Annotated in this window: 19 protein-coding genes; 5 read left to right on the forward strand and 14 right to left on the reverse strand. The window is 66.6% G+C overall.

The window, feature by feature from the left end; genetic code table 11:
* Positions 1-21 precede the first annotated feature (21 nt).
* Positions 22-2904, reverse strand: a complete 2883-nt coding sequence (locus tag BSTEL_RS06105) for a CAP domain-containing protein (protein WP_034528330.1) — start codon at positions 2902-2904, stop codon at positions 22-24.
* Between the two features lie 420 nt (positions 2905-3324).
* Here BSTEL_RS06105 and BSTEL_RS06110 point away from each other — a divergent pair, with 420 nt between their 5' ends.
* Positions 3325-4614 (forward strand): alpha-amylase family protein, encoded by a 1290-nt coding sequence (locus BSTEL_RS06110; RefSeq protein WP_034528332.1) that lies wholly within the window; start codon positions 3325-3327, stop codon positions 4612-4614.
* A gap of 66 nt (positions 4615-4680) precedes the next feature.
* Here BSTEL_RS06110 and BSTEL_RS06115 read toward each other — a convergent pair whose 3' ends face one another.
* The 3 genes from BSTEL_RS06115 to BSTEL_RS12145 all read right to left on the reverse strand — a co-directional run bounded on the left by BSTEL_RS06115 (position 4681) and on the right by BSTEL_RS12145 (position 7801).
* Positions 4681-6630 carry a DEAD/DEAH box helicase gene (locus tag BSTEL_RS06115; protein ID WP_034528334.1) on the reverse strand — a complete coding sequence of 650 codons (1950 nt, stop codon included), beginning with the start codon at positions 6628-6630 and terminating at the stop codon, positions 4681-4683.
* Between the two features lie 154 nt (positions 6631-6784).
* Complete coding sequence (locus BSTEL_RS06120; RefSeq protein ID WP_420796394.1) at positions 6785-7492, reverse strand: SDR family oxidoreductase; 708 nt, start codon at positions 7490-7492, stop codon at positions 6785-6787.
* Positions 7493-7639: 147 nt separating this feature from the next.
* Positions 7640-7801: a hypothetical protein gene (locus BSTEL_RS12145; RefSeq protein WP_156963188.1), complete on the reverse strand. Its 162-nt coding sequence runs from the start codon at positions 7799-7801 to the stop codon at positions 7640-7642.
* A 181-nt stretch (positions 7802-7982) separates the two neighbouring features.
* Here BSTEL_RS12145 and BSTEL_RS12725 point away from each other — a divergent pair, with 181 nt between their 5' ends.
* The gene (locus BSTEL_RS12725) at positions 7983-9086 is read left to right on the forward strand and encodes an AraC family transcriptional regulator (protein WP_238567637.1); all 1104 of its coding nucleotides are present in this window, start codon (positions 7983-7985) and stop codon (positions 9084-9086) included.
* A 282-nt stretch (positions 9087-9368) separates the two neighbouring features.
* Here the strand turns inward: BSTEL_RS12725 and BSTEL_RS06130 are convergent, their stop codons facing one another.
* From BSTEL_RS06130 to BSTEL_RS06170, 9 genes are all read right to left on the reverse strand, one after another.
* Complete coding sequence (locus BSTEL_RS06130) at positions 9369-10670, reverse strand: uracil-xanthine permease family protein (protein ID WP_034528340.1); 1302 nt, start codon at positions 10668-10670, stop codon at positions 9369-9371.
* 82 nt (positions 10671-10752) lie between these two features.
* Positions 10753-11583: a histidine phosphatase family protein gene (locus BSTEL_RS06135; RefSeq protein ID WP_034528342.1), complete on the reverse strand. Its 831-nt coding sequence runs from the start codon at positions 11581-11583 to the stop codon at positions 10753-10755.
* A 151-nt stretch (positions 11584-11734) separates the two neighbouring features.
* Positions 11735-12439, reverse strand: coding sequence for a L,D-transpeptidase (locus BSTEL_RS06140; protein ID WP_034528343.1), 705 nt, complete (start codon positions 12437-12439; stop codon positions 11735-11737).
* Positions 12440-12559: 120 nt separating this feature from the next.
* Entirely contained in the window at positions 12560-13537 is a 978-nt protein-coding gene (locus BSTEL_RS06145; protein ID WP_034528345.1) for an AEC family transporter, read from the reverse strand.
* Between the two features lie 26 nt (positions 13538-13563).
* Positions 13564-13896, reverse strand: coding sequence for a branched-chain amino acid transporter permease (locus BSTEL_RS06150; RefSeq protein ID WP_034528347.1), 333 nt, complete (start codon positions 13894-13896; stop codon positions 13564-13566).
* Entirely contained in the window at positions 13893-14681 is a 789-nt protein-coding gene (locus BSTEL_RS06155) for an AzlC family ABC transporter permease (protein ID WP_051922889.1), read from the reverse strand. The genes BSTEL_RS06150 and BSTEL_RS06155 overlap by 4 nt, the downstream gene beginning before the upstream one ends.
* Positions 14682-14767: 86 nt before the next feature.
* Positions 14768-15316, reverse strand: a complete 549-nt coding sequence (locus tag BSTEL_RS06160; RefSeq protein WP_034528349.1) for a TetR/AcrR family transcriptional regulator — start codon at positions 15314-15316, stop codon at positions 14768-14770.
* A 238-nt stretch (positions 15317-15554) separates the two neighbouring features.
* Positions 15555-18044 carry an ABC transporter permease gene (locus BSTEL_RS06165; protein WP_156963189.1) on the reverse strand — a complete coding sequence of 830 codons (2490 nt, stop codon included), beginning with the start codon at positions 18042-18044 and terminating at the stop codon, positions 15555-15557.
* Positions 18045-18047: 3 nt separating this feature from the next.
* A complete protein-coding gene (locus BSTEL_RS06170; protein ID WP_034528351.1) occupies positions 18048-18749 on the reverse strand; it encodes an ABC transporter ATP-binding protein in 702 nt (233 codons plus the stop codon).
* Positions 18750-18906: 157 nt separating this feature from the next.
* Between BSTEL_RS06170 and BSTEL_RS06175 the strand changes: the two genes are divergently transcribed.
* The 3 genes from BSTEL_RS06175 (at position 18907) to BSTEL_RS06185 (ending at position 22005) form a co-directional block, all read left to right on the forward strand.
* Positions 18907-19506 (forward strand): TetR/AcrR family transcriptional regulator, encoded by a 600-nt coding sequence (locus BSTEL_RS06175; protein WP_034528353.1) that lies wholly within the window; start codon positions 18907-18909, stop codon positions 19504-19506.
* Positions 19507-19684: 178 nt separating this feature from the next.
* Positions 19685-21073 carry an MDR family MFS transporter gene (locus tag BSTEL_RS06180; RefSeq protein WP_051922911.1) on the forward strand — a complete coding sequence of 463 codons (1389 nt, stop codon included), beginning with the start codon at positions 19685-19687 and terminating at the stop codon, positions 21071-21073.
* Positions 21074-21126: 53 nt separating this feature from the next.
* Positions 21127-22005 (forward strand): LysR family transcriptional regulator, encoded by an 879-nt coding sequence (locus tag BSTEL_RS06185; protein ID WP_238567638.1) that lies wholly within the window; start codon positions 21127-21129, stop codon positions 22003-22005.
* A gap of 25 nt (positions 22006-22030) precedes the next feature.
* Here the strand turns inward: BSTEL_RS06185 and BSTEL_RS06190 are convergent, their stop codons facing one another.
* Positions 22031-22429: a cupin domain-containing protein gene (locus tag BSTEL_RS06190; protein ID WP_034528357.1), complete on the reverse strand. Its 399-nt coding sequence runs from the start codon at positions 22427-22429 to the stop codon at positions 22031-22033.
* Between the last annotated feature and the right edge of the window lie 91 nt (positions 22430-22520).

Consider the following 22520-nt stretch of genomic DNA (forward strand, 5'->3'; position numbering starts at 1 on the left):
GCCGGGGCTGGATTATGCCGGTCAGTCGGTCCAGTGGTCGGCGTGCTTGGCGGCACGCTTGCGGATGAGCACGCAGCCCGCGCCGGCGACGGCCATGATGGCCATAAGCGTCAGCATCGCGGTGGTGTCACTGCCCGTGGCGGACAGGGAGTTGGTACCGGAGTCCGTCGTGCCGGCCGGGAGTTTGCCGGTGGTGCCGGTCTTGCCGGTCTTGTGGCTGGCGGGTTGGGTGAGGCCGGTGGGCGTGGTGGGCGTGGTCTTGCCGGTGTCGGGGTGGATGATCCGGTCGTAGGCGTCCTGCGCCTGCTTGAGGGCGGTCTGCGCGTCCTCCAACGCCTTGCGCGCGTCCCTGACCTTCGCGAGGGCGGCGGCCATGTCGCTGGCGGTCGCGTCCGCGGACGCGAGCTTGTCCTTCGCCTCGTCCAACGCCTTGGCCGCGTCCGTGAGCGCCTGTTCCTTGGCTTCGAGGGTCTTCTCCGCCTTCGCGATCGCGTCGCGCGAGTCCTGGCCCTGCGTCTCCAACGCGGCGAGGTCCTTCCGCGCCTGTTCGAGCGCCTGGGCGGCGTCCTTCGCGCTCTTGGACGCCTGGTCGAGCGCGTCGGTCTTCTCCTCCAAAGTGGCCTTCGCGTCCGTGAGGGTCTTCTGGGCGGCCTGGAGCTTCGCGTCCGCGCTTTCGCGCGCGGCCTTGGCCTTCGCGTACGCGTCCTTCGCCTTCTGGAGGTTCTCGCTCGCGTTGTTCAGGTCGTCGAGACGCGCGTTCGCGGCCGCGAGGGTCCTGCCGGCCTGGTCGGCGGCCTTGTCCGCGTCCACGGACGCCTGGGTCTTCCCGTCGAGCGTGGCGGTCGCCTCGTCCAACGCGCGGGTCGCGGATTCGAGGGCCTGCTGGGCGGTCTCGTTGTCCGCCTTGGCCTGGTCGCGGGCCGCGATGGCGTCCTTCAGCTGGGCCTTGAGCTCGGCGGCCAGCCCTTGGTCCGTGGCCGCGTCGTAGTCCTTCTGTGCCTGGTCGACGGCCTTCTGGAGCGTGGCCACGGTCCCGTCGAGCGCGTCGGCCTTGGCCTGCGCGTCCGCGGCAGCCTTGACGAGCTTGTCCGCGTTCGCCTGGAGCCTGTCGTACGCGGCCTTCTTCGCGTCCGCGTCCTTCACCGCCTGGTCGTACGCCTGCTTCGCCGCGGCGACCGACGCCTGCCAGTCCTCCACGCGCTTGAGGTACTGCGCGGTCGTGTACGCGTCGGGTTCGCCGTCCATGTCCTCGTACAGGCCGTACTCGCCGGCGTTGTACTCCCAGCCGTCCTTGTAGCCCACGCCGATGCCGGTGATGTGGTAGGAGTCGTTGATGAGGGCGAGGTAGTGGCCGACCTTCGTGTACAGGACGAAATCGTTCTGGGAGAGCGCGTACGGGTTCTGCTCGTACTTCTTCAGGCTCGGGTCCGCGGCCACGGCCTTGTCCCATTCCGCCTTCTCGCTCCACCAGTCGTCCGGCGCGTTCACGTAGCCGATCGCGCCCGCGGCGATGGTCTCCGAGTCCAGACGGCCCAGGCCGTGGTGGTAGAAGCCGTCGTCCTTGATGCCCTCGGTGCTCGCCAGCGCGACCGCCATCGCGTAGTCCGACACCTTCAGGGGCGCGTGACCCTGCGTGGCGCGCAGCTCGTTGATCCGGTCGATGTACGCGAGGGCCTTCTTCAGGTTCGCCATGTTGAACGCGTCGTTCGTGTCGGACGGGTCGATGAACCCCTTCTCCCACCATTCGCGGAACATGCCCGTGTTCGGCGAGTCGTCCTCGAACAGGTCGCGCACCGCCTTCGGCCCGTTCTCGTACAGGAAGCCGACCATGCCCGCCGACAACGCCTTCGACGCGTCGTCCGACGCGGCCTTCAACCCGTCGGCCTTCGCCTGCGCGTCCTCGTACGCCTGCTTGGCGGCCGCGGCCTCGTCCGACGCCTGCTTCGCGTCCGACTTCGCCTTGCCCGCGTCCTCCTTCGCCTGCGCGTACTGGTCCTCGGCGGTCTTCAAATCCGCCTTCGCCTTGTCGAGCTTGTCCTTCAACGCCTTCTGGTCGCCCGTGGCCGCGTCCAACCGCCGCTGCAGGTCGTCGACCTTCGACTGCGCCGCGTCCAACGCCTTCTTCGCGTCCGACGCCTTCGCCGTCGCGTCCCGCTTCGCGTCCGCGGCCTCGTCCTTCCTCGCCGCCGCGTCCGTCACGGCCTGCTTCGCGTCCGACGCGGCCTGCTGCTTCGCCGCCACGTCCGCCTGCGCGTCCGTCACGGCCTGCTGCGCCTTCGCGATGTTCTCCGGCGTCGCCTCGGCCGCATCCGAGGACGCCTTGTCCAGACCCGTCTTCGCCGTATCCTCCGCCCCGGCGGCCGCCCGCGCGTCCGACTCGGCGGCGTCCTTCGACGCCTGCGCCCCGTCGGCCGCCTGCTGCGCCGCGTCCTTCGACGCCTGCGCCTGCGCCTGCTGCCGCGCCGTCTCGTCCGCCTGCCGCTGCGCCTGGTCGACCTGCGCCTGGCCGGCCGCCAGCTGCTCCTGCGTCGCGTCCGGCTTCGCGTTCGCCTGCGCCTGCGCGAGCGCGTCCGCCGCGGCCTGCCGCTCGGCGGCCGCCTGATCCGCGGCCTGCTGCTTCGCCGCCACGTCCGCGGCCGCCTGCTGCTGCGCCTGCTGGGCCTGCGCGTACTGCTCGGCCGACGGCGCCTGCTGCTGCGCCTCCTGCAACGCCTGCTGCTTCGCCGCGACATCCGCCTGCGCGTCATCGACCGCCTGCTTCGCCTCGGCCGCCGCATCCACCGACGCCACCGCGTCCGGCACCTGCGCATCCTGCGCCGTACCATCAGCCAACGCCACCTGCGGTGCCAACAAGGTACCCGCCGTCACCGCGACCGCAAGGGCCGCCTTCGAACCGTTCCTCATCTCGAGTCCTTCCACTCGTCAGGGGTGACTTGTCCGGCGCTCGGACGACCGCACCCCTATGCGCTCGTCCAAGCGTTCAGGCGATCGGATGTACATCCCTTCCGAATCACCTGACATCCACTACAACCGGACAATCCCGTGAAAACTGCCAGAAACACCGTCGTTCGAGGCGTGTCGCGTTAGCAATTCCACCGAGTTCTCCAAGCCGGGTGAATCATCTCGACACGCTAATAATGCGAGCCCCCCCCCCCGACAACATATGAGTGGATGACCAGTATCCGGAACGTTCACGGAATCGCGGGCATGCTCTTCCATGCGCACGGCGCGTCATGCGCTGCCGGACCTTCCGCCGTGCGAAAATAGACACAGTGTCAAAGCGGACGGGGTCATGGACCGTCCGAACAGGACAGGAGGTGCCTGATGGTTGCGAACAAGGCGAGCGAGCTGCCGGACTGGGTGCGTTACGGCGTGTTCTGGCAGGTGTATCCGCTCGGATTCTGCGGCGCGGACATCCGCCCGCAGGGACCGCGCGAATTCCGCGGCCGAGGACTCGACGCGCTGATTCCCTGGCTGCCGTACGTGCGCGATCTGGGCGCGTCCGGTCTGCTGCTCGGCCCGATCTTCGAATCCGCCACGCACGGCTACGACACGCTCGATCACATGCACGTCGACGTGCGGCTCGGCGGCGACGCGGCGTTCGACCGGCTCGCCGAAGCATGCCGCGGCATGGGCATGTCCATCATCCTCGACGGCGTCTTCAACCATGTGTCGCGCCGCCATCCGGCCGTGCAGGCGGCGCTCGACGAGGCCGCCTGCACGCTCCCCCCTGCGGAAAACCCGTGGCATGGACTCGTCAAGACCACGACCGGCGCGGACGGCGCACCGACGCTCGACGTGTTCGAAGGCCACGGCGACCTCGTCGACCTCGACCACGGCAGCGACGAGACGGTCGCCTACGTGACGCGCGTGATGAACCATTGGCTCGACCGGGGCACATCCGGCTGGCGGCTCGACGCCGCCTACGCGGTGCCGACCGGATTCTGGGCGAAGGTGCTGCCGCAGGTGAAAGCCGCGCACCCGTACACGTGGATTTTCGGCGAAGTCATCCACGGCGACTACCCGCGCATCGCACTGGAATCCACGATGGATTCGATCACGCAGTACGAGCTGTGGAAGTCAATCCGCCACGCGCTCGAAACCGACAACTTCTTCGAACTCGACTGGAATCTCACCCGGCATAACGCGTTCCTCGGCACGTTCATCCCGCAGACGTTCATCGGCAACCACGACGTGACGCGCATCGCCTCCGAGATCGGACCGAAGAAGGCCGCGCTCGCATTGGCGGTACTGATGACGGTCGGCGGCGTGCCCAGCATCTACTACGGCGACGAACAAGGCTACGTGGGCGTCAAGGAGCAGCGGTTCGGCGGCGACGACGATGTGCGGCCCAAATTCCCGGACTCGCCGGAACAGTTGTCGAAGCTCGGCGAGCCCGTATACCGCCTGCATCAGGCGCTGATCGCGCTGCGCCGGCGCAACCCGTGGCTGCAGGACGCGCGCGTCGAGAAGGATGTGTTGGAGAACAAGCGCTACGTGTACCGGGCGGTCGCCGCCGACGGGAACACGCACATCCGCGTGGAACTGAGCGTCGAGGATGAGCCGACATTCACGATTGTGGACGCGGATGGGCGTGTGATGTACCGGTATTAGCTTCGGCTGCACCCCCTCAGACGGCTGCGCCGCCAGCTCCCCCTTCAGGGGGAGCATGATAAGGGGTCAGCGGTTGCGGAAGGGGACGGTCTTGCGCTTGGAGTGGCGACGGCGCGGACCGTCGGTGGAACCGTATTTGGCGATCATGCGGCGGTCGTGACGCTTCGCGGCCTCGCCGCGCTCGTCCTGCACGACGCGGTTCTCGTCCCTGCGATGGATACGCTTGCCGCCCTTGCCCTTGTCACCCTTCGCGTTGCGGTCCGAACGCGCGTCGTCGCGGTAGCCGCCGCGCTTGGAACGATGCGAGTCGCCGGTCTCGAAACGACGGTCGCGGCGTTCCGCCTCGGCGTCGCGCATGCCGGCGCGACGCTCGGCGCGGTTCTTCCGGCCAGCCGGCTTCTCGCTGCGGTCGCGGCCGCGCTCGTCACGGGAGGAACGTCGCGTCGAACGGTCCGTACGGCGGTCGTCACGACCACCATGCTCGCCACGACGGTTCCGACGCGAATCGTCTCCGTCGTCCGCGAACGGATCGTCGAATCCGGTCCCGTCGACCGCATCGAAATCGTCGACGAACGCGATGTTCGCGGGCGTACGCGACCTGCCGTCGCCGCCGTCGCCGCGCCTGCCGCCCCGAGACCTGCCGTTGCGGCCCTCGTCGTCCTGCGTCTTGCGGTTCTTGCGTTTGCGCGGATTGCCGGCGGGCTGCGTGTCGTCGAGGTTCCAATCCTTGACGATCGGGGCGCGCTCCCCCACGAGCTCCTGCACTTCCGGCGAATCATGGCGCACGGCGACCGGCTTCACGTCGATGCCGGCGGCCTTGAGCATGCGCTTCGCCTCTCGGCGCTGGAACGGGAGCACGAGCGTCACCACGTCGCCCGTATGGCCGGCGCGCGCGGTGCGACCGGAACGGTGCACGAACGATTTCGGATCGTCCGGCGGGTCGATCTGCACGACGAGCTCCACGTCGCTCACGTCGATGCCGCGGGCCGCCACGTCGGTGGCGACCAGCACGTTCACGTCGCCGTCCTCGAACGCGGCGAGATTGCGGTCGCGCTGGTTCTGGTTGAGGTTGCCGTGCAGCTGCGCGGCGGGCACGCCGCTGTTCGTCAGGCTCTTCGCGAGCTTCTTCGCCTGGAACTTGGTGCGCGTGAACAGGATGCGCTTGCCGGTTCCGGCGGCCAGCTGGCGCACCACTTCGAACTTGTCGTCCTTCGCCACCTCGAACACGTGCTGGGTCATCGTGTCGACCACGGCGGCCGGCTCGTCCACGCTATGCGTCTTCGGCTCGCGCAGGAACTCGCGCACCAGACCGTCGACGCCATGGTCGAGCGTCGCGGAGAACAGCATGTGCTGCGCATCGGGGCGAATCTGGCCGAGAATGCGCCGCACCGGCGGCAGGAAGCCCATGTCCGCCATCTCGTCCGCCTCGTCCATGACGATGACGCGCACATCAGACAGGGTGAGCAGCTTCTGACGCAGCAAGTCCTCAAGACGCCCCGGGCAGGCGACGACGATGTCCGCGCCGGACTTGAGGTCGCGCACCTGACGGTTCTGCTTGACGCCGCCGTACACGGTGGTCGTGGTCATGCCCATCATGCGGGCGAGCGGTTCGAGCACGTCGTTGATCTGGTTGGCGAGCTCACGCGTCGGCGCGAGCACGAGCCCGTGCGGATGCGGCAGGAAGCCGCGTTCCTCTCGTTCCGCGAGACGCTCGCGGCGGATGAACTTGACGTTGCGGCGGAATTCGGACATCGCCATGCCCGGCTCCCACGCGGCCTCGCACAGGCGCGCGGCGAGCGGGATGCAGAAGGCGAGCGTCTTGCCCGAGCCGGTACGGCCGCGGCCGAGGATGTCACGGCCGGCGAGGGAATCGGGAAGGGTGTCCTCCTGGATGGGGAACGCATCGGTCTTGCCGTCCGCGTCGAGCACGCGGCACAGCGGCTCGGGAACGCCGAGCTCGAAGAAGGTCTTGGCGCGCGTCTCGACGACGGGCGTAGGGAAGGTTGTATCTGGCACAACGGCCTTTCATGTCATATGGGATCATGCGCGGTTTGCGCAAACCATACGACAGTAGCGTAAGGCCGATACTTTGCGTGCGGCGCCGCACGCAAGGGTGCCGTCCGCGCGGCGGAGACGGTGAAGACGCCATGTCCGCCGCGCGACGCGCGCGTCACACGTAGTTGCGTTCGATGAGGATGTCGGAGACGGTGAGGTTCGCGTCGTTGACGAGGTTGAACAGGATCACGCCGGCGAGCTGGGCCGGGTCCATGAACGTGTGCTGCTTCTCCTCGGACACGTAGTCGTGGCTGTCACGGTAGAACGCGGTGTCGATGCCGCCCGGGTAGACGCCCACAATCTTCACACTCGTGCCCTTGTAGGCGGCCTTGAGGCTCTGCGTGTAGCCCTTCTCACCCCACTTGGTCGCGCAGTAGACGGATTCGTTGGCGTTGCCGCGCGTGGCGGCGGTGCTCATCACGTTCGCGATCTTGAGGTCGGCCTCGCCGTCCGCCTTGAGCGTGGCGACCGACCACAGGATCATGCCCTTCAGGCCTTTGAGGCACTTGTCGACGTCGGCGGCCTCGTAGGCGGTGGGCGTCTTGAACGAGGGCTGCCCGGCGTTGTTGATGAGCAGGTCGACGTGGCCGAGTTCGGCGATCTCGGCGATGGAGGCGTTCACGAACGCCTCGTCGGACACGTCGCCGACGAACGCCTTGTAGGATTCGGCGCCGAACTCCCCTTCGAGTTCGGTCTGGCGTTCGGCGTTGAAGTCGACGCCCGCCACGAACCAGCCTTCGGCGATGAGCTGCCTGGCCAGTTCGTAGCCGAGGCCGAGCGCGCTGCCGGTGACGATCGCGATGTTCTTCCCGTTCGATTGCATTGCCATATCCGGTTCTCCCTCACGAGGATGGGTTCTTGGGTCATGGTTCAGGCTATCGAACCGTTCCGACGCGGTGTCGCGTTTCGCCCGGCGGCGCGCCGACCCGGTCACGTTCCGGCATGCCATCGGCGGTCCGCTGCCGGAGCGTCACGCCATCTGCGCGACGTTCTTCGGGTACCAGATGGACAGCCAGTCGTCCTCGTACGGGGCGGCGAGACGCTCCGCCACCCATCCGCGGCAGGCGGCGAAGAACCGCGTGAGCATGGAGACGGCCTTGACGTTCATTTCGGTGTCGATGATGGTTCGCATGGGAATCACTCCTTTGGTTCCGACGGGCCGGGACATGGCGTAATCGTCCACATCCCGGCGGGTCACATTCCTTGTTCCGTTCTTCCACTGCAGTGCGAAGATGCCTCAATCATATGGCTTCGAAACGCGCCGCCACGGCGCCGTCATCGAGTCAACGGCGATGATAATATCAAAATCGTATATGACTGATATCGTCGGATGGAGGTCGGCAGCGATGCCGTCGAAGAAGATCACCGTGTTCTCGGACATGTCCGAACACATCTACTACAACGTCCCCGGTCTGCCGATCTACGCGCGGTGCGACCCGTTGTCCACGTTCGCCGACTACCGCTGCCCCTGCCATTGGCATCGCGACCTCGAATTCATCCGCGTAGTGAGCGGGGATCTACACTATTTCGTCAACGGCACCGTCACCGTGCTGCATCCGGGCGATGGCATGGTCGTCAACTCCAGCCGGCTCCACTACGGCTTCTCGCCGGACCGGCGCGAATCATGGTTCTCCTGCGCGGTCGTCAGCCCGACCTTGTTCGAGGATCTCACGCCGGCGACGAACGCGCGGTGCGCACGCGCGTTCTCGCAGGACATGGACGACTTCCTGACGCTGTCGCCGGATGTCGACTGGCAGCGCGACCTGCTGATGGGCGTCGAGGAGGTCATCCGTCTCATGCCGGGAGGCGGCGTGAGACGCGACTCCCCCACGCGCATCACGCGGGCGGCGGGCGTGGCGCCGGCAGACGACGACGTGGCCGCAGCGGACCCGCTGCCGGCCGTCGCCGCGTCGATCCGTCTGTGCGACATGGTGCTCGACCGGTTCGCGCCCCGCGTCGACGGCGACGGCGACGAAATCAACAGTGCCGATGACGCGGAAACCGGGAACGGCGGCAGGATGGACGGCAACGGTGCCGGCATGGCGGGCGTCGCGGGCGCGGTCTCCGGTAACGGCGGCGCGCGGGGCGCCAACCGGCGCGACCTGATGACCGTGCTCAACATGACCGGACTCGTCCAGCAGCGGTTCGCGGAACCACTGAACCTGGACGACATCGCGGCCGCCGGCGGGGTGAGCCGCAGCCAATGCTGCATCCTGTTCCGCCGGTACGTGCGGCGCACGCCCAACGAGTTCCTCACCGAACGGCGACTGGAGGAGGCGAAGCGCATGCTCGCCGGCACGAGCGCCTCCGTGGCGGAGACGGCGCGCGCCTGCGGATTCTCGTCGTCGAGCTACTTCATCAGCGTGTTCCGCCGCCGTTTCGGCCTCACCCCCAACGCCTACCGCGGCACGAGGTAACGCCTCATACGAACGCCCCCGCCGGCGGGATGCGGCACCATATATGAGGATGCCCCGCGGGCGGGGGCTATGACGGGCGACATGCGGCGCCACATACGAATGCCCCCGCTGGCGGGGGCTGTCCCGCATCGCGGGACTGGGGGTGGTGTCCGGCAAGGGCCCGATTGGGCCGGCCGCACCACCCCCAGTCAGCTTCGCTGACAGCCCCCGCCAGCGGGGGGCGAAAAGTGCCGCACGCCGGCATGCGATACACCGGCGGGGGCGACAACACTGGGCGATGGGTTAGAGGATGTCGGGGTCGTTCTTTTCGATGGTGCCGGTCATCTTGCCGACGGCCTTGAGACCGTGGTAGGCGACGAGGATCACGATCGTGCCGATGGCGATGCCGTTGAACGAGATGCCGTTCACGGTGAACGCGAACTGGCCGATCGCGATGATCATCGTGATGGCGGCGACCATGATGTTGAGCGGCTTGTCGAAGTTGACCTTGTTCTCCACCCAGATGCGAATGCCGATCATGCCGATCATGCCGTAGAGCAGCGTGGTGACGCCGCCGAGCACGCCGGCGGGGATCGTGTTGATGACGGCGCCGAACTTCGGGCACAGCGACAGGATCAGCGCGAATCCGGCGGCGCACCAGTAGGCGGCGGTCGAATACACCTTGGTGGCGGCCATCACGCCGATGTTCTCGCCGTACGTGGTGGTGCCGGAACCGCCACCGAAGCCGGCGAGCGTGGTGCCGAGACCGTCGGCGAGCAGGGCGGTGCCCATCTGGTCGTCGTAGTCGCGGCCGGTCATCTGCGCCACGGACTTGACGTGGCCGACGTTCTCGGCGACGAGCACGAGCACGACCGGCAGGAACATCGGCAGGATCGTGAAGTCGGCCTGCGGCATGTGGAACTTCGGCAGACCCACCCATGCGGCACCGGAGATGGCGGAGAAGTCCACCTGGCCGCGGAAGCACGCGTACGCGTAGCCGACGATCACGCCGAGCAGGATGTTGAGACGGCCGAGCAGCCCCTTGAACAGCACGGCGATGAGCAGCACCGCAAGCAGCGTGACGATGGCCGTGTCCGGCGCGGCCTGGAAGTTGTTCCACACGCTGGGCGCGAGGTTGAAGCCGATGATCGCGACGATGGCGCCGTTGACGACCGGCGGCATGATGATGTCGATCCACTTGGCGCCCGCGTAGTGCACGGCGATGCCGATCAGGGCGAGCAGGATGCCGGTGACCATGATGCCGAAGCTGGCGACGGCGATGCCCTTGTGCGCGGTGGTGACGGCGGTGATCGGCGCGATGAAGCCGAAGCTGGAACCCAGGTAGCTGGGCAGCACGTTCCTGTTGATGAGCAGGAACAGCGCGGTCGACATGGCGGTGAAGAACAGCGTGGTGGACGGGTCGAATCCGGTGAGGATCGGCACGAGGAACGTGGCGCCGAACATGGCGATCACGTGCTGCGCGCCGATGCCGGCGGTGCGCGTCCAGGTCAGGCGCTCATCGGGTTCGACGACTTCGCCGGGCGCGAGTGTCTTGCCGTCGCCGTGCAGCTTCCACTGGAAGATGTTGCCTTTGGGTTCGCTCATAGGGCTCTCCTTAGCTTCTCTCTTGCGGGGTGTACCTCATCCCCGCGATTCGAAGCCATTGTAGCCGCCCTATGCGTCGCCGTCACTTGCCGTAGTAGTCGAGCAGGTGCGGGTCGACGGCGTGCACCACGTCCACCAGGTCGCCGTTCGAAAGATACGGGCGCTTGAACTCGCGCCACGGGTCCACCTTCACCTCCCATTTGCCGGTCTCCTCGTTGAGGACGGGCCGGGCGGTCTGCTCCCAGTGCATGCGCTTGGAGGTGCGTCCGGTCTCCGGGTCGCGGCGCGTGTAGTGCAGGCATGTGCAGTTGGTGATCGCCCAGTCAGGCGAGGCGGCGCGGTGCAGGAACTCCTCGTCCGAGAGATCCTCCAATGTGAGCATGAGCGCGAGCATGAAGTCGCCGTGCGTGACCATGACCACGCTGCCCAGATCGGATTTGCGCGACAGGGAGCTCAGCACGTTGTGCACGCGGTCCTCGGCCACGTCGGCCACGGATTCGCCCGCCGGCGGACGCCAGTACAGCGGGTCCGTGTTCTTGAACATCCAGTTGCGCGCGTAGTTGGTCTTGAACTCGTCCTTGGTGATCGTGTTGATCTCGCCCCAGGAGCGTTCGCGGATGACGCGGTTCTCCTCCCATTTCGCCTTGGGCAGGGCCATCGTGGCGGCGGTTTCGCGCGTGCGCACGTACGGGGAGACGAGATAACGGTCGAACAGCTGCTGCTGGCCGACGAGCCAGCGGCCGATGCAGTCGGCCTGCTTGCGTCCCGTGCCGGTCAGTCGCCAGGAGCGGTCGGGCACGGTCACGTTGTCCTGCGTGTACAGCGAATTGTCGCCCCGGTCCCCCGCCTGGACGATGATGTTCGCCTCGGATTCGCCGTGTCGGATCACATACAGGTCGAGCGGCATGCTCATGGGCGTCTCCTTGTCGTCGTTGCGTCGTCAGTCACATTCCGGGACCGCCGGAACGCGCGGATTTCCAGCTTAATCGAAAACGCCGCCGCGCGTATGGGGGTCATACGCGCGGCGGCGGAAAGTTCACCGAGAATTCAGGCGACGATGGGTTTCATGCGATGGTGACGGGCGTGCCGTCGGGCAGCTGCTCGTACAGCCATTTCGCGTCGGCGATGCTGAGACGCACGCAGCCGTGCGAGGCGGGCTGGCCGAGCTTCGCGCCCTCGTCCTCAAGGTATTCGCCGAAGTTCTGCCCGGTGGGCACGGAGTGGAACAGGTAGGGGCCGTAGAAGCGCACCCAGTAGTCGGCGCCCATGCCTTCGGACGCGTTGAAGAAGTGGAGGCCTCGCGCGTCCACCGTGTAGGTGCCGCGCGGCGTGGAGTCGTCCATGCCGGAGCTGGTGATCATCGTGTAGATGGTCTGGCCGTTGGACTTGACGTAGGCGCGTTGCGCGGCGAGATCGACGTCCACGCTGATGCCCGTGTACTGGGCGAGGTCGGGCTGGGTGCCGCCGGTGGGGTTCGTCCAACGGGCGCGCTGCTCTTCGGCCTCGCGCTGCTTGGCGAGCGTCTCGTTGACCTGCGGCACGCTTCTGCGCTTGAGGGCGTTCGAGGAGACGGATTCGACGCTCGCGGCTCCGGCCTTGGCCTGCGCTGCGACGATCGCGGAGTCGCGTTCGGCCGCACGGGCCTGCCATAATGCGATTGTGCCGCACAGGACGACGGCGAGCACCGCGCACAGCACGGTCTCCCCCATCAACAGCCAGTCGGTGCGCTTGCGATGCAGCCCGACATATGCCGATCGACGTCCAGCCATGCGTGTCCCCCATGTGTGTTTCCGATGATGCGCCGGCGGGCACGGCAATCCGTGCGTCCGCCGTAATTCCTCTTGATGATACCTGATTACGGCGACCCGCGCCGCGGCGTATCCCTCCCGTCAGAACACGAGGAACGAGACCGCGGTGAGCGTGAACAGGCTGGCGACGGTGGTGACGAGCACCATGCCGATCGCGTATTCGGGCTGGTTGTGTTCTCGTTCGGCGAACATGACCATGGTGCTCATGGTCGGCAGTCCCGAGACGAGGGTCATCATATGCACCATGTCCGGGTTGGCGGTGCCGAGGCCGAGCATCGGCGGCACGGCGGTGAGCAGCGCGTAGAAGCCGACGGGCACGAGGAGCATCTTGACGACGATGCCCACGTACAGTTCGTATTTCGCGAGGATGCCCGTCCAGTCGCGGATGGCGAACAGCCCGCCCAGATACACCATGGACAGGGGCGAGGCGGTGGAGCCGAGCGTCTTCAACGGGGTGAGCACGACGTCGGGGATGGTCACGCCGGCGAGGATCAGCGCGACGGCGAGCACCACGGCGATGAGCGCGGGGCTGACGAGCGGCGTGAGACGGTCGAGCCAGCCGTGTGCGGGGCGTTCGTCGGCGATGGACTGCCGGTCGTCGACCTTCTTGCACGTCCATACGCCGTACGTCCACAGGAGGAACTGGTCGACGATGGACATGAGCGCGAAGTAGAGCGCGCCCTTGCCGGGGAACAGGGCGAGGATGAGCGGCAGACCGATGAACCCGGCGTTGCCGAACGCGAAGCAGCCGCGGAACATGCGCCCGCGTTCGCGCTTCAGCCGCAGCACGTGGGAGAGCAGCGTGAACAGGCCGATGAGCAGCGCGTACATGACGAGCGTCATCGCGATGATCGCGTCCGATCCGATGAGGTCGGCGCGCGTCGTGCCGGATACGGCGTTCGAGAAGACGAGCAGCGGGATGCCCGCCTTGAGGATGAACGCGCAGATGCCGTCCAATGCGGTCTCGCCGAGCACCTTCGATTTGACGCAGATATAGCCGACGACCATCATCACGGCCATGCCGATCATCTGGCCGAGCACGATGCCGAACTGCTGCACGGGTTTTCCCTTCCTTACGGAAATCCTCAGAACACGAGCTGCACGAGCAGCATGTACACGATGGTGCCGCCCGCGATGGAGAGCAGCATGCTGCGCCGCCACAGGTGCAGCGCGACGATCGCGAGGCACGCGATGAGCTCGGGAACGCCGTGGCTGCCGGTCAGGATGGGCGTGTTGCGCAGCGAGTAGACGACGAGCAGTCCGGTCATCGCATAGGGCAGCACCTTGCCGAAGTATTCGATGATGCGCGGCGGCTGCTTCGACTCGGGGAACACGAGGAACGGCAGGAACCGGGTGAGCATCGTGCCCGCCGCCACCACGGCGACGGTGATCACCCCCTGGATCATGGTCATCGTCATCGCGTCGTCTCCTTTTCTTCGTCGCCGTCGCCTGCCGTGGCGGCGGCATCTCCCGTATCACCCTCATGCAGGTCGTCGAGCCGCGGGCGCAGTAGGACGAACAGCACGATCATCGCGATCAGCGAGGGGATCATGAAGTCGTCCGGACCGAACGCGACGAGGCAGGCGAGGGACGCGAGCACGCCGACGACTGCGCTGACGCGTCCGCGGCGGCCCGTGCCGGCACCAAGCCACTGGTCGAGGAAGATGACGAGGAACAGGGCGGTGAGCACGAATTCGAGACCGTCCGTGTCGAACGGCAGGTTGGAGCCGATCACGCCGCCGAGCGTCGCGCCCGTCACCCAGTACGCCTGGTTGAGCACGGTGACCCACAGGTAGAACCAGCCGCGGTCCACGCCTTCGGGAATCCGCGTCGCGGAGTTGATGGCGAACGTCTCGTCGCACATGCCGAAGATCAGGTACAGGCGCTTCCAGCCGAGTCCGCGGAACCGTCCGAGCATGGACAGACCGTAGAACAGGTGGCGTGCGTTGACCATGAGCGCGAGCAGGAACGCGGCCACGGGGTTGAACGCGGAAAGCAGCAGGTTCACGGTGACGAACTCCATCGAGCCGGCGAAGATGAACGCGCTCATGCACATCGGCCAGACGAACGAGAATCCCTTCGTGCCCATGAGCATGCCGTAGGAGCAGCCGAGGAACAGGAATCCGAGTGCGATCGGCACGGTGAGTGGGAACGCCGCCTTCAACGCCTCAAGGCGCATGCCGCGCCGTTCCTCCCGTGTCATGCCGCGTCTCTCCTTCGTCTCTCTTTTTCCGGATTGATTGCGGCGGACATGCTATCACGCATCGGACGCGGCGTGACGGCGGGCGTTCATTTTGGGACGGCGCGGCGGATCGCCTGGCGGATGGCGGCCACGTCCAGCGTGCCGTCACCGAGCGCCCGGTGCAGGGTCAGCCCCTCGATGAGCGAATCGAGAATCGCGGCGGTCGGGGCATCGAAGAACCGTTCCAGCTGTGCGCGGCTGGCGGCCATCCAGCGTTCGGTGATGTCGCGGTAGGCGGGGTCTCGGGCGGCGATCGTGTACAGCTCCATGTTGATGACGAGGTCGCGCTGCGTGCTCACCAGATCGGTCTCGATGTGCCGGGCGACGGCCTCGCACGCCCCGGCTTCGTCCGTCGCCTCGTCCATACGCGAGGCGAACGAGGCGATGCAACGGTCCGCGTACCGGTCGAACGCCTGATGCAGCAGGTCGGCCATGCCGTCGAAATGGTAGGTCATCGATCCGAGCGGCACGTTCGCGGCGGCGGCGATGACACGGTGCGACGCACCCGCCACCCCTTTGGCCGCGATGACGTCGAGGCACGCCTCGATGATGCGGTCCTTGCGTTCCGGGTCGAAGCGGCGGGCCGACTCCCCCATGGCGCACCTCCTCGCTGTCGTGATGTCCGGGCGTGATGTCGATGTCGTCCAGCATACACGCCGTAATGTACGTTCGTACATACTGTTGCGTACACTCGTACACAACGCCGTCGGCTTCCGTATTCCCGCCGGCGGCGTACCTTGTCTCAACACGCGTGTGGGCCCCGCATCCTTGCCGCAGGATGCGGGGCCCACACGCATTGCGCGCGCGAACACGCGAATCGGATCGTCGTCCGCGTCACTCGGGGCTCTTCAACGCGCCGACCATGTCGATGCGGTCGAGTGCATGGTTCGTGGCGCGGCTCACCAGCAGCGTGAACAGGAACGCCAGCACGGCCGCCGCCGCATAGCAGTACCACAGCACGTTGGGCACGATGTTCATGCCGGGCAGGTCGAGCCGGCCCACGAGGAAGCCGAGCAGCCCGCGGCCGCACGGCAGGCCGACCGCGATGCCGATGGCGGCGAGCAGCAGCATCTCCTTGTTCACATAGCCGTGCACCTCGCCGCGGCGGAAGCCCAGCACCTTGATGGTGGCGAGCTCGCGTTCGCGTTCGGAGATGTTCGTGGAGGCGAGCGTGTACAGCACGACGACGGCGAGAATCGCGGCCATGGCGACGATGAAGCCGATCATCGCGAAGAATATGGAGAAGCTCTTCGCGAAGTCACGCTCCTGCTTCGCCGAACTCGTCACGGACAGGTACTCGTCCTGCGAGGCGAGCCGGTCGGCGAACGCGATTTGCGCGTCGCCGTCGCCCTTCACGTCGACGAGGTCGGCGTTGGGCGCGTAGTCGGCGTCGAACGCCTTCTCGTAGGCGGATTGCGTCATGAACACGACGTTGCCGGTGTAGTACTGCGCGATCACGAGCACGGGCAGTCCGGCGGTGTTCGCCATCGCGTCGGTCACGTCGACCTTGGAACCCTCGACGAGCGAGAGCTTCTTCGCGGCGTTCGCGGTGACGACGATGCCGCCGCCGGTCAGGTCGTCGCCGTCCGAACTATACAGTTCGATTGGCGTGCCGGACGGCGTCTGGATGTTGATATGACCATCGGTCGCTTCGCCGTCCGGAATGACCATGAGCTGGGCGGTGAGCTTCGCGTCATGGTCGCCGGCGTCCGCGTCCGGGGAGGCCAGGGTGACGGAACCGAGCTGCAACGGCAGCGCGGACTCCACGTCCTTGTCCTTGTCGAGCGCCTGCTGCGCCTCGTCGTGATCGGCGGCGGAGGTGACGGCCATCACGTCGTAGACGGAGATCTCGCCATGCTGGCGCGGCATGAGGGTCAGCGCGGAGGAGCCCATGCCGAAGCCTGCGGTCATGAGCGCGGTGCATCCGAGCACGCCGATGATGACCATGAGCGCGCGCGACTTGTAGCGGAACAGGTTACGGGCGGTCACCTTGTCCAGGAATCCCAGATGGTTCCAGATGAATCCGATGCGCTGCAGCATGATCGTCCTGCCGGCTTTCGGCGCCTTGGGGCGCATGAGCTCGGCGGGCTCCAGCCGCAGCGACCCCGTGCAGGCGACCATCGCCGCGCCGGTGATGACGACGACGAACAGGAGCACGCCGCCGACGGCAAGCCGCCAGTCGACGAGCAGCGGATAGTGCGGCAGCAGATACAGGTTCGCCAGCATCTTTCGGGTGAACACGAACGGCAGCCCGATGAGCCCCAGCAGGTCGCCGAGCACGCCGCCCAGCAGACAGGCCGCGGCCGAGTAGACGAGGAATTTGAGCATGGTCTCGCGGCGGCCGTACCCAAGTGCCTTGTACGTGCCGATGAGCTGTCGGTCCTCCTCGACCATGCGCGTGATGGCCGTCAGACTCACCAACAGCGCGATGACGAGGAACAGCACGGGGAACAACGTGCCGAGCCGGGCGATCATCTCGCTTTGCGTCTTCACGTCCTCATAGCTGGTGACGGCGCTGCGGTCGTTGATGATCCATTTCACGTTCGCGGGGGTGACGTCTTCGATGGCGGTCTTCGCGGCGTCGACCTTGTCCAGATAGTCGTCGTCATACGTGTTCAGCGCTTTCGCGCCGGTGACGGTGACGACGGCGGACGTGTACGGCATGGCGTCGCGCACGACCGCGTCCCCACTGACGAACATCGGGTAGACGGTTTTCGAGGCGGTCACGAGGGCGAGCGGGCCGGTCGGGTTCACGATGTCGTTCGGGTCGATGACGACGCCGACGATCCGGTACATGCCGTCGTCGAACATGGCGGGTGTGCGGGTCGCGGCGACCGTCGCCGTCGCGGAACCGTCAGCGGAGAACGTCACCGTATCACCGACCTGCTTGCCGGAGTCGTCGAGGTACTGCCGCGTGACGGCGATCTCGTGGCCGGCCTTCGGCAGGCGCCCCTCGCTCAGGTACGGGTCGTCGATGCCGCGGTCGTCGAGAGTCGAGACGGTGGCCGCGGCGCGCTTGCCGTCGATCTTCGTCGTGACGCTTTGCGAGCGGATGCCCGCCGCGTCGGCGACGCCGTCCGCTTTGCGCAGCGCGGCGATGTCGGCGTCGTCGAATCCGCGCGTGGAGACGACGGATATGTCGTGCATGCCGGTCGAATCGAAGAAGTCGTCGAGGCCGGCGCGGATGTCCTTGCCGACGGTGTTGAGGCCGCCGAGCATCATCACGCCGACCGCCACGATGATCGCGATCGCGGCGAACCGTCGTCCGTTGCCGGCGATCGTGCGCCACGCGTCCTTCCAGAGTGCGGTCCTACGCAACGGCACCACCTACCATTCGATGTCGGCGATGGGCGTCGGATGCGCGTTCACGGCGATCTCGGTGACCTTGCCGGAACGGAAGCGGATTAGACGGTCGCCCATCGGCGCGAGCGCGGAGTTGTGCGTGACGAGCGCGACGGTGATGCCGCGCTGACGGCAGGAGTCCTGCAGCAGCTGGAGCACCTCCTTGCCGGTGTTGTAGTCGAGGGCGCCGGTCGGCTCGTCGCACAGCAGCAGCTTCGGGTTCTTGGCGAGGGCGCGCGCGATGGACACGCGCTGCTGCTCGCCGCCGGAAAGCTGTGCGGGGAAGTTGTTGAGGCGCTCCCCCAGCCCCACCTTCTCCAGGGTTTCGCGGGCATCGAGCGCGTCGGGGCAGATCTGCGAGGCGAGCTCCACGTTCTCGAGGGCCGTGAGGTTGGGCACGAGGTTGTAGAACTGGAACACGAAGCCCACGTCGAAGCGGCGGTAGTCGGTCAGTTCTGCGTCGGACGCCTTCGTGACGTCGCGATCACCCAGCCTGACGCTGCCGGACGTGGCGCGGTCCATGCCGCCGAGGATGTTCAACGCCGTGGATTTGCCGGCGCCGGACGCGCCGAGGATCACGGCCAGTTCGCCCTGCTCGATGTCGAAGGTCGCATGGTCAAGGGCCAGCACGGCCGATTCGCCGCTGCCGTACTGACGAATCACGTCATGGAATTCAAGGAAGCTCATCGTTTTTCACCTCTCTGGTCGGCACCGGTGCTGTCTTCCATTCTTCACCGGGCACCTGAGAGCGTAACCCATCACGGCGTAGGGTTAAATCCCCATATCCCGATACAGTGTGGGGTTATTGGGTCGGAACAACGAACGGGGATCGAAGGAGGATCGCATGGCACGACCGAAGGCCACCGAACGATCGGCGCCGGAAAAGATGCAGGAGGCGTTCTGGACGCTGCTGGAGCGCAAGCCGTACGCGCAGATCACCATCAGCGACATCACGCGCGAAAGCGGATTAAACCGCAGCGCGTTCTACTACCACTACGCCAACATCCCCGAGCTCGCCGACGATGCGATCGCCGCGATCTACGAGGAGCCGGGCGTGACCGGATTCATCGCCCACATCATCCGGCAGGACGGCGATATCAGTATGCTGCGCGACTACGCGCTGGAGTTCGTCGGCTCGCCCGAACATCTCGCAAGCATCCGCCATCTGTCGCTCATCGCCGGACCGCACGGCTCCACGGGACTGGCCGCGCAGCTCAAGACATACGTCGGCGGCGTATGGCTGTCCGTGCTCGGGCTGGACGAGTCGCGGCTCAATCCCGGGCAGCGGGTCGTGCTGGAGTTCGCGACGAGCGGCATCCTCGGCGTGCTTGGCAAGGCGCGGACGCTGTTCACGCCGGAAAGCGTCGCATGGCTCGCGGACTCCGCCCTGCCGGACACCATCGCCCAGCTCATCAACTCGCTGAAGGACGATCATCGGAACTGACGGGATCGGCGACGCCAATGGAATGCGACGAATCCGACGCATGTCCCGCGCGACGGTACACTAAGGCTGTCACGCCGGCAGGGGCTACGGCGTCGCGCATCCACGTTTCCCGCGCGGCGACGACCGAAATCAGCCGGATCCGTTTTCCGACAGATTCGAGGTTCCCATGGATTCCGTCATGCCCGGACGCACGTCGTCGAAGCGTTCCATCATCCCGATCATCGTGATGATGGTCGGCAGCTTCACCGCCATCCTCAACCAGACGCTGATGACCTCCGCCCTGCCGCATCTCATGCGCGAGTTCGGGGTGACGAGCAACACGGCGCAATGGCTGAGCACCGGGTTCATGCTCACCAACGGCATCATGATCCCGGTCACCGCGTTCCTCATCCAGAAGTTCACGACGCGCCAGCTGTTCTTCTACGCGATCGGCATGTTCCTGTTCGGCACGCTCGTATGCACGTTCGCTCCCGGATTCTGGGTGCTGCTCGCCGGCCGCGTGCTGCAGGCGACGGGCGCGGGCATCCTCATGCCGCTCCTGCAGACCGTGCTGTTCATCACGTTCCCGCCGGAGAAGCGCGGCGCGGCGATGGGCTGGTTCGGCCTGGTCATCGCGTTCGCCCCGGCCCTGGGCCCCACCCTGTCCGGTCTCATCATCGACTTCCTGCCGTGGCGCTTCCTGTTCGTGCCGCTGATCGTCATCGCCGTCGTCGTGCTCGCCGCCGCAATCCCGACCGTGAGGAACGTGACCACGCGCACCGACCCGACCATCGACGTGTTCTCGATCGCCTTGTCGACGCTCGGCTTCGGCGGACTGCTGCTCGGGTTCAGCCTCGCCGGCCAGGAGGGCTGGACGTCGCCGCAGACGCTCGGCCCGCTCGCCGTGGGCACGGTCGCCCTGTGCGCGTTCATCCACCGCCAGCTGCACCTGGCGCGGCCCATGCTCGACTTCCGCGTGTTCGCCAAGCCGATGTTCGCCCTGTCGATGCTCGTCATCGTGCTCGTGTTCGTCACGTTCATCTCGACGATGAACATCCTGCCCATGTTCATCCAGGATTCGCTGGGGATGACCGCGTTGCAGTCCGGACTGCTGCTCATGGGCGGCGGCGTGGCCGAAGGCGTGTTCAACCCGGTCGCCGGCCGCCTGTTCGACCGCGTGGGCATCCACCGCATCGCGCCGCCTGCGATCGCCGTGGTCGCCGTCGCCGCGTTCGCGCTCTCCCGCATGGGCGCGGACACGCCCGCATGGTGGCCGGCCGTGTTCTTCACGCTGATGATGGCGGGCGTTGCATTCTGCCTGATGCCGTTGACCACCACCGCGCTCAACCAGCTGACCGGCCCGATGCTGCCGCACGGCACGGCGATGAACAATACGCTGCGCCAGACATGCGCGGCGATCGGCATCGCCGTCAACTTCACCATCATGACCACGAACACGCGTCCCGCATCCGTCGCCGGCTCCGCTGCCGCGGGTCTCGCGCACGGTGTGGATGCGGTGTTCGTCACGGCGACCGTCGTGGCGTGCATGGCGTTCGTGTTGTCGCTGTTCGTGCGCGACCGGCGCTGAACCGCAGCCGCCCGTGGCACCTCTACAATTGGTGGCATCACGGACGAATCCCCATGCCGGAGGGCGGAACCATGGAACTGCGCGTGCTCAAGTATTTCCTCGCGGTGGCCGAGGAGGGCAACATCACGTGGGCGGCGCAATTGCTGCGCATCTCCCAGCCGACGTTGTCACGCCAGTTGAAGCAGCTGGAGGAGGAGTTGGGCGTCACACTGTTCGAACGCGGGCCGCATGCGATCACGCTCACCGAGGAGGGACGCCTGCTGCGCAACCGTGCGCAGACCATCGTCTCACTTGCGGACAAGACCGAGGTCGATCTGAAGCGTTCCACCGGGGATCTCTCCGGCGACATCACGGCCGGGTGTGGCGAAGTGGGCGGCATGTCGTATCTGGCGCGGCGCATGGCCGAATTCCGTAAAGCCCACCCGGCGGTGCGGTTCCATGTGGTCAGCACGACGGCCGACGTGATCCAGGACCAGCTCGAACAGGGGCTCATGGATTTCGGTCTGCTCGCCGATCCGGTGGATACCGAACGCTACGAATACCTGCATACGGGCATCAGCGACCATTGGTCTGCGATGGTGCCCGACGGGCATCCATTGCAGACTCGTGAATCGCTGGCGCCGTCCGACCTCGTGACCGAGCCGCTGCTGCTGCCGTCGCGCGAACCGGTGCGGCGCGTGGTGATGCACTGGTTCGGCTCGCTCGCCCCGCAGGCCGTCATCGCCGGCACGTGCAACCTGCCGGCGAACGGCGCGGCGATGGCGGCGAATGGGTTGGGCCTGTACCTGTGTCTCGACTACGGCGCCTCGTATCCGGGCGTGCGCGCGGTGCCGCTCACGCCCATGTTCGAAAGCAGCTCCGTGCTCGTGTGGAAGAAACAGGGCGTCTCCTCCCCCGCAGCCGGCGCGTTCGCCCGGTTCCTGCGCGCATGACGGCGCATGACGGAGAGGTGCCGGTTCAGGCGAGGTTGCGGTACGTCTCCTCGTCGACCGGTTCGAGCCATTCGTTGCTCGCACCCTCCTTCTTCGGCATGATGGCGACGTGCGCGAACGCCTCGTCGGGGGCCGCGCCATGCCAGTGCTTGGTTTCCGGCGGGATGTAGGCCACGTCGCCGGGCTTGAGCTCGACCGGCTCCCGGCCTTCGATCTGGTAGTAGCCGCGTCCGCCCACGGCGAGAAGGATCTGGCATACGCCGTGGTGGATGTGCCAGTGGTTCGTGCAGCCCGGTTCGAACGTCACGTTCGCGACGTTGACCTGGTCGTCGCCGGCGAGGGGCGCGAGGTAGCTCCGGCCTTCGAAGTACCGCGCGTACGCGTCGTTCGGCTCCCCCATCGGGAAGGCGCTCGGGTTCTCCATGATGTTTCGTCCTTTCGTGTCTTTCTTTCTTGTCGTTGTCGATGTCCATTACACGCCCGTCATCGCGTTCCCGCCAATAGCGTCGCCTCAT

This window comes from Bifidobacterium stellenboschense (assembly GCF_000741785.1).
GTDB lineage: Bacteria > Actinomycetota > Actinomycetes > Actinomycetales > Bifidobacteriaceae > Bifidobacterium > Bifidobacterium stellenboschense.